Origin of the sequence: uncultured Campylobacter sp., from assembly GCF_938045595.1 — a bacterium.
GTDB lineage: Bacteria > Campylobacterota > Campylobacteria > Campylobacterales > Campylobacteraceae > Campylobacter_B.
Genome location: NZ_CALIBB010000006.1, coordinates 1 through 15,659, shown reverse-complemented (window position 1 = coordinate 15,659; position 15,659 = coordinate 1). Strand labels below are relative to the sequence as shown.

Annotated in this window: 15 protein-coding genes; 5 read left to right on the top strand and 10 right to left on the bottom strand. The window is 47.3% G+C overall.

Annotated elements, in window-relative coordinates:
• Positions 1 to 238 precede the first annotated feature (238 nt).
• The 3 genes from radA to Q0340_RS00150 all read left to right on the top strand — a co-directional run bounded on the left by radA (position 239) and on the right by Q0340_RS00150 (position 3,031).
• On the top strand, positions 239 to 1,588 hold the full coding sequence (radA, locus tag Q0340_RS00160) for a DNA repair protein RadA (RefSeq protein WP_298081661.1): 1,350 nt from the start codon (positions 239 to 241) through the stop codon (positions 1,586 to 1,588).
• Positions 1,589 to 1,933: 345 nt separating this feature from the next.
• On the top strand, positions 1,934 to 2,188 hold the full coding sequence (locus Q0340_RS00155; RefSeq protein WP_298081660.1) for a hypothetical protein: 255 nt from the start codon (positions 1,934 to 1,936) through the stop codon (positions 2,186 to 2,188).
• Positions 2,189 to 2,287: 99 nt separating this feature from the next.
• Positions 2,288 to 3,031, top strand: a complete 744-nt coding sequence (locus Q0340_RS00150) for a hypothetical protein (protein WP_298081659.1) — start codon at positions 2,288 to 2,290, stop codon at positions 3,029 to 3,031.
• Positions 3,032 to 3,251: 220 nt separating this feature from the next.
• On the opposite strand, the gene Q0340_RS00145 is transcribed toward Q0340_RS00150, so the two are convergent.
• From Q0340_RS00145 to Q0340_RS00105, 9 genes are all read right to left on the bottom strand, one after another.
• Positions 3,252 to 4,058 carry a transporter substrate-binding domain-containing protein gene (locus tag Q0340_RS00145; RefSeq protein WP_005873330.1) on the bottom strand — a complete coding sequence of 269 codons (807 nt, stop codon included), beginning with the start codon at positions 4,056 to 4,058 and terminating at the stop codon, positions 3,252 to 3,254.
• 17 nt (positions 4,059 to 4,075) lie between these two features.
• Positions 4,076 to 4,882: a transporter substrate-binding domain-containing protein gene (locus Q0340_RS00140; RefSeq protein ID WP_297880407.1), complete on the bottom strand. Its 807-nt coding sequence runs from the start codon at positions 4,880 to 4,882 to the stop codon at positions 4,076 to 4,078.
• Between the two features lie 437 nt (positions 4,883 to 5,319).
• Positions 5,320 to 6,126 carry a transporter substrate-binding domain-containing protein gene (locus Q0340_RS00135; protein WP_298081658.1) on the bottom strand — a complete coding sequence of 269 codons (807 nt, stop codon included), beginning with the start codon at positions 6,124 to 6,126 and terminating at the stop codon, positions 5,320 to 5,322.
• Between the two features lie 173 nt (positions 6,127 to 6,299).
• Positions 6,300 to 6,995, bottom strand: a complete 696-nt coding sequence (gene ung, locus Q0340_RS00130) for a uracil-DNA glycosylase (protein ID WP_298081657.1) — start codon at positions 6,993 to 6,995, stop codon at positions 6,300 to 6,302.
• Between the two features lie 304 nt (positions 6,996 to 7,299).
• Positions 7,300 to 7,911 carry a hypothetical protein gene (locus Q0340_RS00125; RefSeq protein ID WP_298081656.1) on the bottom strand — a complete coding sequence of 204 codons (612 nt, stop codon included), beginning with the start codon at positions 7,909 to 7,911 and terminating at the stop codon, positions 7,300 to 7,302.
• Positions 7,912 to 7,992: 81 nt separating this feature from the next.
• Positions 7,993 to 8,589 carry a DJ-1/PfpI family protein gene (locus Q0340_RS00120; protein ID WP_298081655.1) on the bottom strand — a complete coding sequence of 199 codons (597 nt, stop codon included), beginning with the start codon at positions 8,587 to 8,589 and terminating at the stop codon, positions 7,993 to 7,995.
• Positions 8,590 to 8,814: 225 nt separating this feature from the next.
• Complete coding sequence (locus tag Q0340_RS00115; RefSeq protein ID WP_298081654.1) at positions 8,815 to 9,561, bottom strand: hypothetical protein; 747 nt, start codon at positions 9,559 to 9,561, stop codon at positions 8,815 to 8,817.
• A gap of 35 nt (positions 9,562 to 9,596) precedes the next feature.
• Entirely contained in the window at positions 9,597 to 10,232 is a 636-nt protein-coding gene (thyX, locus tag Q0340_RS00110; RefSeq protein WP_298081653.1) for an FAD-dependent thymidylate synthase, read from the bottom strand.
• Positions 10,233 to 10,358: 126 nt separating this feature from the next.
• Positions 10,359 to 10,988, bottom strand: a complete 630-nt coding sequence (locus tag Q0340_RS00105) for a nitroreductase family protein (protein WP_298081652.1) — start codon at positions 10,986 to 10,988, stop codon at positions 10,359 to 10,361.
• A gap of 121 nt (positions 10,989 to 11,109) precedes the next feature.
• On the opposite strand from Q0340_RS00105, the gene Q0340_RS00100 reads away from it, so the two are divergent.
• Complete coding sequence (locus Q0340_RS00100; RefSeq protein WP_298081651.1) at positions 11,110 to 12,459, top strand: sodium-dependent transporter; 1,350 nt, start codon at positions 11,110 to 11,112, stop codon at positions 12,457 to 12,459.
• Between the two features lie 387 nt (positions 12,460 to 12,846).
• Positions 12,847 to 14,190, top strand: a complete 1,344-nt coding sequence (locus Q0340_RS00095) for a sodium-dependent transporter (protein ID WP_298081650.1) — start codon at positions 12,847 to 12,849, stop codon at positions 14,188 to 14,190.
• Positions 14,191 to 14,678: 488 nt separating this feature from the next.
• Here Q0340_RS00095 and Q0340_RS00090 read toward each other — a convergent pair whose 3' ends face one another.
• Entirely contained in the window at positions 14,679 to 15,050 is a 372-nt protein-coding gene (locus tag Q0340_RS00090; protein WP_298081649.1) for a hypothetical protein, read from the bottom strand.
• Positions 15,051 to 15,659: the final 609 nt, after the last annotated feature.

The window sequence follows — 15,659 nt, the reverse complement described above, 5'->3', positions numbered from 1 at the left end:
CTGGCTTCTACTAAGCTTGCCCTTCATCTTAAAACCTTCCTTGCTGGATTTGAAACTTATATTGTAGTTACAAATGTTTAAAACATATTTAAATTTAGCCGAAATTTAGCTAAAAATTAGCTTTTTTACGATTTTTTGGTGGACACGCAGCGCACGAGGCGGCTAAAATTTTAAAAATTTTAAGTATAATTTCGCAAAATTCAAGGCTAAATTTAGACAAAATGAGCGAGGGATAAAGATGGCGAAGATTAAAACTACGATTTTTGAGTGCCAGCACTGCGGCAATCAGCAAAGCAGATGGCTCGGCAGATGCCCCGACTGCGGTGCATTCGATAGCTTCGTCGAGCTCAAGCCCGCCCAGATCAAAGCGCTAAAAGAGATCGAGGGCGAGCTTGCCCGCACCTCGTCCGCAAGCGCCAAAGCGATCAGCGAGATACAGATCGAGCAAATTTCGCGCATCGACACCAAAGATAGCGAGCTAAATTTAGTCCTCGGAGGCGGCGTCGTGGAGGGCTCACTCGTGCTAATCGGCGGCAGCCCCGGCATCGGAAAATCCACGCTGCTGCTTAAGATCGCGGCAAATTTAGCAAGCGGCGGCCGCGCCGTGCTTTACGTAAGCGGCGAAGAGAGCGCCAGCCAGATCAAAATGCGTGCGCAGCGGCTGGGCGCGATAAGCGAGCAGCTGTTTTTGCTCACCGAGATAAATCTAAGCGCCGTGCTTGAAGAGGTGGAGCGTAGGGATTATAAGTTTATCGTCATCGACAGCATCCAGACGCTTTTTAGCGACAAGGCCCCCTCTGCGCCGGGCTCGATCACGCAGGTGCGCGAGATCACCTTCGAGCTGATGCGACTTGCCAAAGCGCGCGGGATTTCGATCTTCATCATCGGCCACATCACCAAAGAGGGCTCGATCGCGGGCCCGCGCATATTAGAGCATATGGTGGACGTGGTGCTGTATTTCGAGGGCGATGCGAGCAAGCAGCTTAGAATTTTACGCGGTTTTAAAAATCGCTTCGGGGCTACGAGCGAGGTGGGGATTTTCGAGATGGGGCCGCACGGGCTCGTAAGCGCCAAGGACGTCGCGAGTAAATTTTTCACGCGCGGCAAGGCGGTAAGCGGCTCGGCGATCACGATCACGATGGAGGGTACGCGCGCGCTCGTCGTGGAGATCCAAGCGCTCGTGTGCGAGAGCGTCTACCCCAAGCGCAGCGCCACGGGCTTTGATAAAAACCGCCTCGATATGCTTCTGGCGCTGCTTGATCGCAAGCTTGAGATCGGGCTTGGCGGATACGACGTCTTCGTAAACGTAAGCGGCGGCGTAAAAATCACCGAAACGGCGTGCGATCTAGCCGTCGTCGCGGCGATCGTAAGCAGCTTCAAAAACCGCCCGATCAGCAAAGAAAGCGTCTTCATCGGCGAGGTGAGCCTAAACGGCGAGATCAGAGAGATCTTTAACCTCGATGCGCGCCTGAAGGAAGCTGCGATGCAGAAATTTAAAAACGCGATCGTCCCGATGAAGCCGCAAAATGCGCAGGGGCTTAAAATTTTTCACGCTACCGAGATCACGCAAATTTTAGATTGGATGTGAGACGGCGCGCTTCTTGGCCTCGGTTTGGCGGGCGGCGCGAGCAAGCGAAAATGGGCTTTGAGCGACAAGGGACACGTTGCTTTTGCATGGGCGCGGCAAAGAGCGCAAGTGCGCCGCTTTTTGCATAGCTCGCAAGCAAGCGCAAATGAGCTTGATCGCCAAGACACGCTTTTTGGATTTTCACGTATCGTAGCGGCTCAAAAATTCGTTTGAGCTTTAAAACGGCTCGGCGGCGGTGCGGTTAAAATTTAATCATTCGCGCCGCATCCTAGGCCAATACAAGGCGAGCGCTTTGCGGTGCAAAGCCGAGCGCGACAGGCCCTTGCGGCGCACAGGACGTATCGCATGGGGCTAAGAACCGGTAAAATTTTAGCGGCGCCAAACTCTCATTCGCGGGTGCGGATACCACAAGCAAAGTATCGCGCGCCGAGCCGAATGGGCGCCGCCGTAGCACGTCGCAGCCCGAAAAGGCTTGCCAGCAAGACGCTACGCAAACCAAAGCGCGCAGGTCCGCCTCACGTAGCCAAAAGACAAAGCCTACAAGGCGGCAAGATAGCAACGCAGCGAGAGCGCGATGAAATTTTAACGCAGGCCGCATAAGCCGTCGGCAAAGCCTAATTCTACGGACAGGCTCCGCGGATAAAATTTCGCAAATTTAGCGCGGATAAAATTTCATAAAATTTAAACGGAAAGGTGCGTATGAGCCCAAACGTAATCGTCAAATTCGTCATTTTGTTTTTCATCAGAGCGCAAAGCTTAAACGTCAAATTTAGCAGACTCGACGCCGTTGTGTCGCGCGCTTACGCCAAATACGGGGTGCTGTTTAAGCTAAGCGTGCCGCTACTTGCAGCAGCGTCGGTATTTGCGCTGTTTAACCTATACGATTTTGCCAAAGCCAACTACGCGCTGACGATCTTTTTGCTCGCTTTGGGCTCGCCTCTGCTTGCGTATGGCTTTTTTAAGGCGATAAAATCGGCGATGACCTTCGCGCTATTTGTGATCCCCTTTGCGGCGGTATTTGCGATCATCGCGGTTACGGGCGCGGAAAAGCTTGATAACTCGCTAAATTTCAACATCGTCTTTCCGCTGTTTTTCACCCTCGTGTGGTTTGCGATGTCGGTGATCGCAGATGAGGACGTGGCGCAGATCATGAATAAGATCGTATCGAAGCTCTCGACGCTTTTTGTGACGATTTTCATCCTTTACAACTACGAGGCACTGCATGGGATTTTAACCGCAAGTTCGGGAGGGTATCGAGCGAGCGAGGATGAGCTAAGCGCGCTTGATCTGGTATTTATGACGATTAGATTTTTCACGCTGCCTTCGATTTTTACGTTGATGATTTTTGAGATTAAGGATTATCTTTTTGCAAGATACAGCGCGTTCGTGCAGGCTCAGCAGGAGCGCATGCAGGATTTAAAAAATTCCAAGGGCTCGAAGTAAAATTTTAAAGCTTAGCTCGATCTAATTTTGCGCGACGCAAATGGTCGCAAATACTAAAGATTGCGACTGCTGTGTGCACGCTGGCTTAGGCGCGGCAGTGGGACTAACAAAATTTTAAGCGAAATTTTAAAGCTAATTTCGAGACGAAATTTTAAGACCGCGCGGGCTAGAATTTAAAGCCGCGAAGCTTCAAATCCCGACCCACATCAAATTTAAAATTCTAAAAGAAGCTGTATATGTCGTCTAAAAGGAAGTATTTTTTATCGACGGTGCCTTTGTAGAAAGGCTCGAAAGTATCGTTATACGCCTTTTTGAAAAAGCCCTCTTTGCTAAGCGAGATGAGCGCTTGATTGACGGCTTCTGCGAGATCTGCGTTGCCTTTTTGCATCGCGATGCCTAAAAATACGTTCTCGCCAAGACTTTTGATATTAACCTCGACGCTAGGATCTGCGACCGGATAGACCATCACAAATAGATTATCGTCGCACGCGCCATCGATCTCGCCGCTTTTTAGCCGCTTGTAGCAATCGGAGGAATTTTTGCAATACACTAGATTGTAGCCGCCATCCTTTTGCATAAACGCTTCGCCCGTCGAGCCGCGAATGACGCCTACTTTCTTACCTCGCAGATCGCTCATTTTTTGGATATTGTCGCTTTTTCTGGTTAAAACTCCAGAATTTACCGAAAGATAGGGCATCGAAAACTCATAATTTTTCTTTCTCTCCTCAGTAACGCTTGCAGCCGCGATAAGCATATCCGCCTGATTATTTTGAATGGACGGAAAGCGCGCTTGCGCTGATACCGGTATGAGCTCGATCCTGCCGCCGGTATCGCCTAAAATTTTGCCTCCGATTGCATTAGCAAGCTCTACGTCAAAGCCCTCAAAGCCGTTATCCGTAACTCTACTAAACGGAGGTTCATTTTCATAAACGGCGATACGAATGACTTTACTCTGCTTTATTTGGCTTAAAGAATTCGCAAGCGCAAAGATGCAAGATAAAAGAATTAAAAACAGTGATTTTTTCATTTTAAATTCCTTTTTTATTAAAAAAAGCTATAAAGATCGTCGAGTAAGAAATATTTTTTATCGACGGTGCCTTTATAGAAGGATTCGAAAGTATCCTCGTAAGCCTTTTTGAAAAAGCCCTCTTTGCTAAGCGCGATCAAGCCTTTATTGATCGCTTCTAGCAGCTCCACGTTACCCTTTTGCACCGCGACGCCCAAGAATACATTATCGCCTAAATTTTTGATATTGACTTCGACTGCAGGATCTACGATCGGATAGACCATTACAAAAAGGTTGTTGTTGCAATACCCGTCGATCTCGCCACTTTTTAATCTCCTGTAGCAATCAACCGAATCGTTGCAATAAGAAACATTATAACCGCCGTCCTTTTTGATATACGCTTCGCCGGTAGTCTTGCGGATGATACCGATCTTTTTGCCCATCAGATCGCCTATTTTGTGAATATTTGAGTCTTTTTTCGTTAAAATTCCCAAATTCACCGTAAAATACGGCATCGAGAAATCCACGCTGCCTTTACGCTCTTCAGTGATACTTGCAGCCGCGATTATCATATCTGCCTGATTGTTTTGCAGCATCGGAAAACGCACTTCGTTTGTTACCGGTATGAGCTCGATACGACCGCCGCTGTTACCGAAAATTTTACCGGCTAGCGCGTTGGCAAGCTCGACCTCAAATCCCTCAAAGCCTTTCTCGCTCGACTTACTAAAAGGCGGCTCGTTTTCATAAACGCCCACTCTGATAACCTTGCTTTGCTTTATTTCGCTTAAGGAATTCGCAAAAACAAAGATCGCCGACAATAGAATAAGAAAAAATGACTTTTTCATAATTTCCTCCTTGAATTTTAAATTTTTCGTAATTGTAATGTAAATTTTCTTAAAATTTCATTTTACCAAAACTGAAATTATTCCCTAAATTGCGAGCTTAGCGATAAAATTTCGCAACTAAAATTTCTAAGCATAATGATAGAGGCTTTTTAAATTTTACCGTCTTTGCGCCAAGCTCCGCCTGCTCTCATTAAATTTTAGCGCTTCGCTTAAAATTCTGTGCGTCTATTAGCGCCATAAAAATAGCGCGCCGCTGCGAAATTCTATGGAATTTTATAAATTCCGCAACGCGCATTAGTAAAATCTTACAATCTAAACCAAGCTCGCAAAGTCGGGCAAAATAGCAAGACTATGCGAGCCTTTTAAATTTTACCTAGCGAGAGCACACAGCTATGCTTACGAAAACAAACACAGGCGAGCCGTACCGCTATGCCCACCTAAAATAAGCTATAGAGGTCATCTAGCAAGAAATATTTTTTCTCCGCAGTGCCTTTGTAATACGGCTCGATCGCCTCATCATAGGTCTTTTTCATAAAGCCGTCTTTACTAAGCTTAATTAACTCGCCGTTTAAGAACTCGAGCAGATCCTTATTGCCCTTAGAAACCGCAATGCCCAAGAAATCCGAAACGCCTAAATTCTTAATATTTACTTCAGTATCGCTATCTACGACCGCATAAGCAAGAACCAACAAATTATCGTGTGCAAAGCCAGCACCCTTGCCCTCTTTTAGAATTTTATAGCATTCGTGTGCGGTAGCGCAATTTATGATTTCAAAACCTTCTTTTTTAAAATATGCCTCGCTAGTCGTACCGCTTTCTGCAATGATCGGCTTACCGTGTAAATCAGACATAGTTTTGATCTTATCGCCCTTACGGGTTAGCACGCCGATATTTACTGCGAAATACGGCGTCGTAAAATCGACCACCTGCTTACGCTCATTTGTGATCGTAAAGGTCGCAAGCACCATATCTACTTTATTTTCTTCCAACGCTTTTAAACGCTCACTAGCCTTTACGGGTACGAATTCTACCTTGCCCGCCTTGCCACCGAATATATCTTTTGATAGCGCCTCGGCTAGAGTAATCTCAAATCCTTGGAATTTGCCGTCTTCAAATTTACTAAAAGGTGGTTGCGCCTCGAATACGCCTACGCGCACACTGCCCGATTGCCTGATCTCAGATAGGGTATTTGCCACTACACTACTTGTAAATAGCAAGAAAATTCCCAAAATTATCTTTTTCATATCGTTCCTTTAATTACAATGATTAGCCTAGCCGCGCATTCGCGTCGCTTCGGCAAGCCGTCTTAAGCCGGTCGTATATTATTCGCTCACTTCTCCTTTTGACATTTTTTAAAATTTCTTTACCTTTTTGAAATTTTGCGGCGCATTTTACGAAAATTTCATTTAAAATACATTTAATCTGCGCCGTGATTTAGATCCCAGTCGATCTCTCCCAGACCGTGCGCGCGCAGATATTCGTTGCATCTGCTAAAATGTCTGCAGCCGAAAAACGCCCCTCCTGCAAGCGGGCTAGGATGCGCGGCGGTTAAAATGAGATGCCTCTGCGCATCGATCAGCGCCGATTTCGCTTTGGCAAAATTTCCCCACAGCATAAAGACTAAATTTTGCCGCCTCGCGCTTAAAATTTTAATCACGGCGTCGGTGAAAGCTTGCCAACCGAAGCCGCTGTGTGAGTTCGCGCGGTTCGCGCCCACGCTAAGGCTCGCATTAAGTAGCAGCACGCCCTGCTTCGCCCAGTAGCTCAGATCGCCGCTTTCAGGCTCGCTAATACCCAGATCGCTTTTAATCTCTTTGTAGATATTTACGAGGCTAGGTGGAATTCGCACGCCGCGCGGCACCGAAAAGCTAAGCCCCATCGCCTGATGCGCGCCATGGTAGGGATCCTGTCCCAAAATCACCGCGCGCACCCGCTCAAACGGGGTGAGATTGAAGGCGTTAAAGATCAAATTTCCCGGCGGATAGACGATCTCGCGCGCCTTTGCGGCGAGCAGATTTTCTTTGATCTTCGCAAAATACTCGCTTAAAAATTCCTCCCTAAGCGCCTCTTTCCAGCCGCTCTCGATCCTCACGTCGTCTAAGTTTATCTGCATGCTAGCCCTTTAAGCTTTAATAAATTAACGCTCTAATTTTACAATAAATTTTAAAAATGGTATCGCTTGCACGCCGCTACGAAAGCTATATGCGAAAGCAGCGATAAAATTTGAGCCGGTTTCATTCTGTCTTTGTGATCTCCTATTTTATGAAAAACCCACTATATCGTTATTTTATCTACTTTGATAAACGTCCGTAAGACTAAAGTACAATCTTTCAATCTTTAAATTTTATCCTAAAGGCTTTTAAATTTAGTTCGCAACGTTATATTAAATCGGTCGTAAGTAAATTTAGCGCACACTATTAATACCTCATTTTATTTATTTGAATTATATTAAGTTCCGGATAAAAAATAACCTCGTGATCATAATCGCTCGGTTGTCCCGATTCGTGCTCTTTTTTGTGCCATATTCGCCTTTTATCGTTCACTATTGCCGTTATATTTAAATTTTTGATTGAACCATATATCAAATACTCCCGACTGCCGGCATAATAATAAGACGGCATCGCCCACGATAGTTTAAATTCATGCAAATTTGTAGTTTCAGCTATACAGTCAGACTCGGAAACAAACTCGTAGCCCTCTTGCAACATTTTTTGTTGCGTCAAAGTAAAGGGCTTATCCGCCTTTATAAAATGCGCGTAACAGATACAAGTCTGTATTTTTTCACTACACGATAAAGGAGGACTTTTTTTGCGATAAATGAGCAAAGTTTCTCCCTTCGTATTTGTTAAGGCTTCAAATTTAGCCAAATTTTTATTTTCTATATATGAAAAATCCGTATTAAGGGGTGAAAATAGAAAAGCTATAAACAAAACAAACAATATCAATGCCGCAAACGGTAATATCAATGCTGCGAGTATGACAATCTTGATGACTTTCCACAATGTTTTTAATATCTTTACTGCTTGCATTAAGATTTACCTCCTCTCTATTTTAAAATTTACTGCGGTATTTATAAACCGCACCGCCGATCTTAGCGGGTCTTTAAAATTTCATCGCACGAGCTTGCTTCTAAGGCCGTAATACGGATAATCCATCGCCGCAGCGGCAGCCTCTCGCGCGGAGGCGCCTGCGAATTTTTCGATCACGCAAAGACCAAGCTCGATGGAGCTACTCACGCCGCCTGCAGTGATGATCTCGCCTCCTTCTGGCAGGCTTTCGCACACGAGCCGCTCGTGCACCACGTCCGCGCAGTAAGGCGCCAGCAGATCGTAGCAAAACGGATGCGTGGTCGCGCGTCTACCTCGCAAAAACCCCGCCGCGCCCAGAAGCAGCGAACCGGTGCAAACGCTAAACTTATACTTCGCATCGCGCGCGGTTGCGAGCCACGAGATGAAGCCCGCATCGTCTTTAAGGCGTCGCGTCGCCATACCGCCGGGCACAAAAACCGCATCAAAGCCGCCTAGATCCGTCGCGATCTCGCCCGCATCGATCGTAAGACCGCCGCTATCCGAAACCTGCCGCTCGCGCGAGCAAAACCTCATCTCAAGCTGCGGGCGGACGGCTTTGAGCCTTAACATACAATCGTAAAATCCCACAAAATCGAGGTGCGTCTGTCCACTAAACATCACAAGCGCTAGATTTTTCATAATCCGTCCTTTAAATTTATCGCTCACCATAACAGCTTTTCGGCTCGGCGGCGCTGCAATTCTCGGGTCGTCGCCGAGAGTCGTAAAATGCGCGGCAGCTAAATTTTGATACCGCAGGCTGCCAAAACGCTCAAACAAATTTTAAATTTTACCCGCATTAAAAACTCGCAGAATTTTACCGCCCGCGAATTAAATTTCAGAAGCGGTTAAAATTTTGCGCGTTTTTTATTCCGCTTTATTCAGATTAGAAAAAGCTCGCAAGCCCGCATAGTGCAGCCTTTTTGAAACATTCTCAAATTCTAAATTCCAAACTCCCTCGTCGTATTTCCATTCAAACGGCGTTTTGTAATTCGTCCAAATTTCATACGCGCGTTCGTTTAGCCACTCAATCAACGCAGAAATCCCTAAATCGCCGCCCGCTATCTCCATCATCAAATGCCAGTTGTCCAAATCGGCGGGGTCTTCGGTATGGATGGATTTCTCTCGCGGCAGATAATACACAAAATCGCCCGTATCAAAGGGGAAGAGGGTATGGCACAGCGCAATGCCGTAAATATCTTGAGCAAATACGGTCGGAAGCTGCTCGTCCGAATAGCCGAAGGTAGAAACGTATAAAAAGCTGCGTAAAATGCTCGCTAAATTTCTACAGACCGGCGCAAAGGCGTATCTGCATGCCTGCTGCGTTAAGGCGCCGTTTCGAATGAAACTTATGGCGCTATCGATCTCTTTTCTTCTTGCTTGCACGTATTTTATCTTTTTAAATCGCCAAGCTTGCAAAAGCTGCAAAGAATCGTCGATAACTCGCAGATGCTTGTCTCTTTTTTCATCCGCCGTGCCGCTTAGCTCCGCGATCCTCACAGCAGCCTGCCTCCAAAACGGGATCAGGGTTTTTACCCATCCTAGGTAGCTAAGATAAAGCGCGTTCGGCTCCTCCTTTTCAAAAGCCGCTCTCATCTGTGTAAGTTTTACCATCGCAACCCCCTTATATCAAAATTTTACTTCGCTCGCTACTCCTCGTCCTGCGTCTTCTCGCCTGCCATGCAGCTTTGGAATATAAATTTATGCTCCTGCGGCAGCGCATCGTAAATTTTACCGGCAAGCTCGCGTATCTCCCAAAGTGCAGCTTTGCTAGAGCGCAGAGCGAGGAAATTTTGCAAGCTACGCGCGTTTATGCTCCAGCTAAGCTCGCTCTTGTAGCACTCGGGCAGGCAGTATTTTGCGATATCAAGGCTGATCGGGGTTTGTAAGATTACGCGCAGATTTTCAAGAGCTGCGATGCTTGCGTTATCGACCGCTTCATTGCCGGTAAGCACGATGTATCGCGCGGCGTTTTCGAAATCCCCTTGCGCGAAGCTGCCCTCGCCGCGCAATTCTTTGAGAGTGTAGCGCGTGGATTTTACGCTAAGGCTTGCTAGGCGGTGGCGCGCCAGCTCCTGAAGCAGCGCGCGAGAGATGCCGCTGATGTAGAAGTTGTAGTAGAGGTGTTCGAGCGTGCTTGAGTGCTTGAGCTGATTGCCGACGCGGTCAATGAGCGCTAGGTCTTTGGCGCCGCCGCAATCGCCGCGCTCAAAGCTCTGCCAGCAGGTGCGGATCGCATTTGAGCAGACCCAAAGCGGAGTGAAATTTAGAAGTTTGACTTGCATGATTATCCTTTGAAATTTTAAGCGCATTTTAACGCTATCGCACTTTTAAACCGATAAAATTTCGCAAAACGACGCTTTTAATAAACGAAGCTTGCGCCTAAGCTTTGCAAGCAGAAATACTTCATTTTATCTTTTTCCGCTGCCGCCGCCGCGAGAGATTAAAATTTCATCCAGCTCGTAGCGCGTGTGCGGATATTTGCTAGGCTCACCACGTCCCAAAACCACGACGATTGCAGGACGAAATTTCGCCTCTAAAGCGCAGAATTTTTCCAAAGCCGCGGCGTCAAAGCCGGTCATTATACACGAGCGCACGTCAAAGCCCTCGGCAATATTAGCGATATTTGCCGCTAAGATATAAAGCTGCTTGGTCGCGTAGTTCATCAGCGCTTCGTCGTCTAAGTCCGCAAATTTTGCGCGGAAATAATTCATCGCAGCTTCATATTTTTGCGGAGTGTTTGCGCGACGGTGAACGGTGCGCTCTAAATACTCCTCGCCCACGCGCAGATCGTTACGCGCGATTAAAATCACGGCGTGCGAGCACTCGGCTATTTGCGGCTGGCTGTTACAGGCTACAGAAAGCTCTTTTAGCTCGCAAGGATCCGAGATTATCATCATCCTCCACGGCTCTAATCCGCATGAGCTGGGACTTAAGCGCGCAAGATCAAGTATCTCGCGCACGAGCTCGCTATTTAGTTTATAGCTGCAAAATTTACGGCAACTGTGGCGAGAGAGCATCACTTCTTTTATCGATTTCATTTTATCTCCTTTAAAATTCGCGGCATTATAGCGGGTTTGCCTAAATTCCACCCGGCTAGCTTGGTGAGTTAAGCTAGATTTTGCTAATATTGCCCTTTCAAATTCCGCTACAAGGCATAATATGAATGATAAGTTCAGCAAAATCGGCTTCATTCTCGCAGTCGCAGGCAGTGCCGTGGGGCTCGGTAACGCGTGGAAATTCCCCACTTTAGTAGGCACCAACGGCGGCAGCGCATTTATCTTGCTATATCTTTTGCTGACGCTTTTGGTTAGCTTCGTGATTTTTTTAGCCGAGATCGTCATCGGCAGGCTAAGCGAAAGTGATCCGGTGCGCGCATTTGAAAAACTCGCGCCCTCATACAAAGGCGCATGGAAATACGCGGGATTTTTTATGATTAGTGCGCTTTTGATCTATGCTTTTTACAGCGTCGTAATGGGCTGGATCCTAAAATACGTGGTCTCAAGCGCCTTGTATCTGCCAAAAAGCATAGATGAAAGCGGCGCAGCGTTTAAAGCGCTTTTAGGTAGCGATTTTTTAAGCGTGGCGGTGTGCTTTACCATAGCGTCGGCGTTTTGCTTTTTCATCGTATCTAAGGGCGTTAAAAGCGGCATCGAGCGGCTTAATGTCTGGATGATGCCCGCGCTATTTATTTTGCTGGTTTTAATGCTAATTTACGCCGCGAGTTTCGATGGATTCGGACGTAGCGCAAAATTCTTGCTAGTGCCAGATTTTTCCAAGCTTAATAAAGATAGCGTTCTTTCGGCGCTAGGACTTGCATTTTTTACGCTTTCGCTTGGCGTTACTACGATTATGACCTATGCTGCAAGCCTGCCTGCGCGCACCAATATCCTAACCTCAAGCATAAATATCGTCTGCATTAATGTCCTAATCGGCGTGATGATGGGGCTTATCGTCTTTACTTTCATCTTTGAATTCGGCGGCGATCCCAAAGCGCAAGGCCCAGGGCTAGTGTTTGTCTCGCTGGTGGTGCTTTTTTCAAAGCTCGGTGCGATCGGAAATATCCTAGCCTTTTTATTTTTCACCTCGCTATTATTTGCAGCGATTACTTCTGCAATTTCGATGCTGGAGCCTGCGATTTATTATCTCGTAAACTCCCGCAAGCTAAGCCGCAAGCGCGCTTCGCTTTTAGTTTTTGCCGTGACGTATGTTTTAGGGATATGCTGCATTTTGGGTTATTACAGAGGTACGAGCGAATATTTTAGCCTAGGTGGCAAGAGCTTTTTTGACGTGCTTGATTACCTGACCTCAAATATCTTAATGCCTCTTAGCGGCATAATTGTGGCGATTTTCGTAGGATTCGTGATCAAAAAACGAGCCGTCGAAATTCTACTGCGCCCATATATGGGACGAATGGGCTTTAAGCTGTGGTATTTCGTGCTACTGCGCTTCGTGGCGCCAGTCGCGATCGTAGTGATAGCGCTCAATCAGCTAAAAATTTTAAATTTTTAAATTTTGCAAAGCAGGTGGATAACATGGATTTAAAATTTGGCGCTGAAGCAGTCTAAAAGTAACGGGCAAAATTTCATAGCAAACTTGCCGCGATCCGTTAGCGACCATGGCGGCTGTCAAAAAATTACGCCTGGAATTTTATGTCTAGATAGGAGTATGCGGCGACCGCAATCAGCCTTCGGCGCGACCGCGCTAACCCGCACGGCAACCTGCGCAAGACCGCGGCAAAGACGCCGTAGCGCAGCCGCGTCTGATCACGCTGCGGAATTTTAAAATTTAGCGCCAAAGCGGCCCAAAGTAGCGAGCCAAATTTCATAGCGAGATGCGGCGGTAGTTTGGAATTTTAAAATTCCGCGACTTTAAAATTTAAAAATCATCGGAGCGAAAATGAACGATAAATTTAGCAAAATCGGCTTCATACTTGCCGTCGCGGGCGGCGCGGTGGGGCTTGGCAATGCATGGAAATTCCCCACCCTCGTGGGTCAAAACGGCGGCAGCGCCTTCGTGCTTTTATATCTAGCGCTCACGCTGGGCGTGGGCTTTAGCATATTCCTAGCCGAGATGGCGCTAGGCAGGCTAAGCGGGCGGGATCTACCGAGCGCGTACGAGACGCTGGCGCCGCGCGGCGGACGCAAATGGCGCGCGGGAGGCGTTTTTATCGCGGGCGGCATGCTGGTGCTGTCCTTTTACCTCGTGATCCTCGGCTGGGTAATCCGCTATATCTTTTTGGGCTTTTCTCCGCTGCCCGCAACCGCCGAGGAAGCGGGTGCCGTCTTTGACGATCTCATCTCGCATTCGCTAGCCACGAGCCTGGGCTTTTACGCGCTTGCACTCGTGCTGACGCTATCCGTCGTCGCGCGCGGCATCAAAAGCGGTATCGAGCGGCTAAACGTCGTGATGATGCCGCTGCTTTTCGTGCTGCTGCTTGCGATGCTTGCGTATGCGTGCACGATGCAGGGCTTCGGCGCGGCGGCGAAATTTCTTTTCTACCCCGACTTCGGCAAAATCACCGTTAACTCCGTCCTCTCCGCGCTCGGACTCGCGCTCTTTACCCTGTGCGTGGGCGTCGGCTGTATCGCGGCATACGCGGCATCGCTTAGCGAGGGGGTGCGGCTCGTGCGAAGCTCGGTAAACATCGTATTTATCAACATCGCGATCGGGCTGATGATGGGGCTCATCGTCTTTACTTTCATCTTCGAATTCCGCGCCGATCCCGCGCAGGGTGCGGGGCTTGTGTTCGTCTCGCTCACTACGATGTTTGCAAAAATGGGGCTAGCGGGGCAGGTGCTTGAAGTCGCGTTTTTCGTCTCGCTCTTTTTCGCGGGGATCACGAGCGCAGTTTCGATGATCGAGCCCTTCGTCTTCTATCTCATCGGCAGATTTAAAATTTCGCGCCTGCGCGCAGTCTGCATCTCGGGGTGCGTCATAGCGGCGCTAGGCGCATGCTCGCTGCTATCGATGCACGCGGATTATGCGAGCAAATTTAAGCTTTTCGGCGCGAGCTTTTTTGACTGCTTGGATTTCGTAAGCTCAAACGTCATGCTTCCTCTAGGCGCGCTAACCTCAGCGATCTTTGTTGGCTTCGTGATGGACGCGCAGCGCCTGCGCGGGCTTTTTGGCGCCGATATGGGCGAGCTTGGATTTAAAATTTGGTACTTTTCGCTGCGCTTCGTAGCGCCCGTCGCGATCGTGATCATAATGGCAAATCTGCTGTTTTTCGGCGGGAAGTAGGAAGCGAGCGAAATAGATAGGAGCGAGCGAAATTTCACGCGATAAATCGTGCGGCGGATTTGCGCGGCGAAGCGGAACGCGGGGATCGCGAGCTAATTTGCAACGTTTAGGCGGCTCGGCTAAATCGCGTGCTGCGATCCGCGAAGCGCCGGAGCAAAGGGCTTTGCGCAATGAAATTTCATGCGGTAAATCTTGCACAGTAAAATTAAAGCGTAAAATTTTACGCCTCGTTTCGTAACGAAAAGAGCCCAAATGCGCCCGAATTTAAAATTTACGCGTTAAAATTTTGCAATCCTCTCGGCAAAGCCTAAAAGCATTAAAATTTTACTACCCGCTAACATAACGAGCGTCGAAATGTGCCGTAAAGTAGCGGGCTTGCTTTACAGACGCGATGAAGATTTTGCGGGTGCGGCCTAAACGGCTAGTGGCGCGCATTTGGGCCGAATGAACCGTTTTAAAGCCGCACGATTTAAGCCGTCTTTAGCGCGCTAGCACTTGCCTGCTTTTTTAAGCAGAGCGTTGCAGTTACCGCCTTTGCCGCTTCCCGTACTACCCGCTGCTCCGACGATTTTCGTGCAAAGCACGTCAGAATCAACTACTATAACGGATGAAAAATAGCAACGATACAAATCACCGTTTTTGCTTCTGACCTTATAGTGCACGGAGTCGATCTCACTTTTTACTGAATCAGGCACAACCGTTAGATTTGATTTATCTATACCAGTTGCCATTTCAGCGCGATCTAAGAGTGTCGCCTCACTAGTCATCGGCTTTTTTATAAAACCACAACCACCTAAGATGGAAGCGGCTGCAAAAGACACGGCTAAAGTAAAAAGACTTTTTGAAATCAGATATTTCATTGTTTTTCCTTTTAATTAAAATATAGATAAATTATAACGTCGTCCCAATTTAAATCTCCTTAAAATATGGATTAAACTGCTATTTTAAAATTTTAAAACGTGGCTAGTAAAATTTAAACGTCAATAGCAAGCTTACAAGCTTAGATGTAGGATTCATATGTTAATTTTATCGCAGCCGAAGTGAGTACATCTTAAAATGAGGGTTGCGAGTAGGATGCGACATCCAAACAAAAGAGGCTACGGCCCAAGATTAAGCGTAGTCAAAATTTAAAATCAAAATTTTGTGAGTTATAAATTTAAAGCTAAGCTTTAGAATTTCATAGCTATTGGGATTTTAAGTGAAAGTCTAGTGCATTACTACAATATCAGCTCGCCACATATTTACAGAATTTTACACGTCGCAAATCCCCTACCCTCAGAATTTGCGCGCCGCCTTGAAAGCGCGTACGAAGCTACGTGGTGGCATTTGTGGCAAGCAGTGCAAGCCATGTCGCTAATTTAGAGCGAAATTTCAGAATAAGGCTAAATTTAATAAAATTTAGCCGTTCATTATCGATAGCAGCTCGGTGTTGTCTTTGGTTTTTAGCATCTTGGCGTATAAAAATTTCA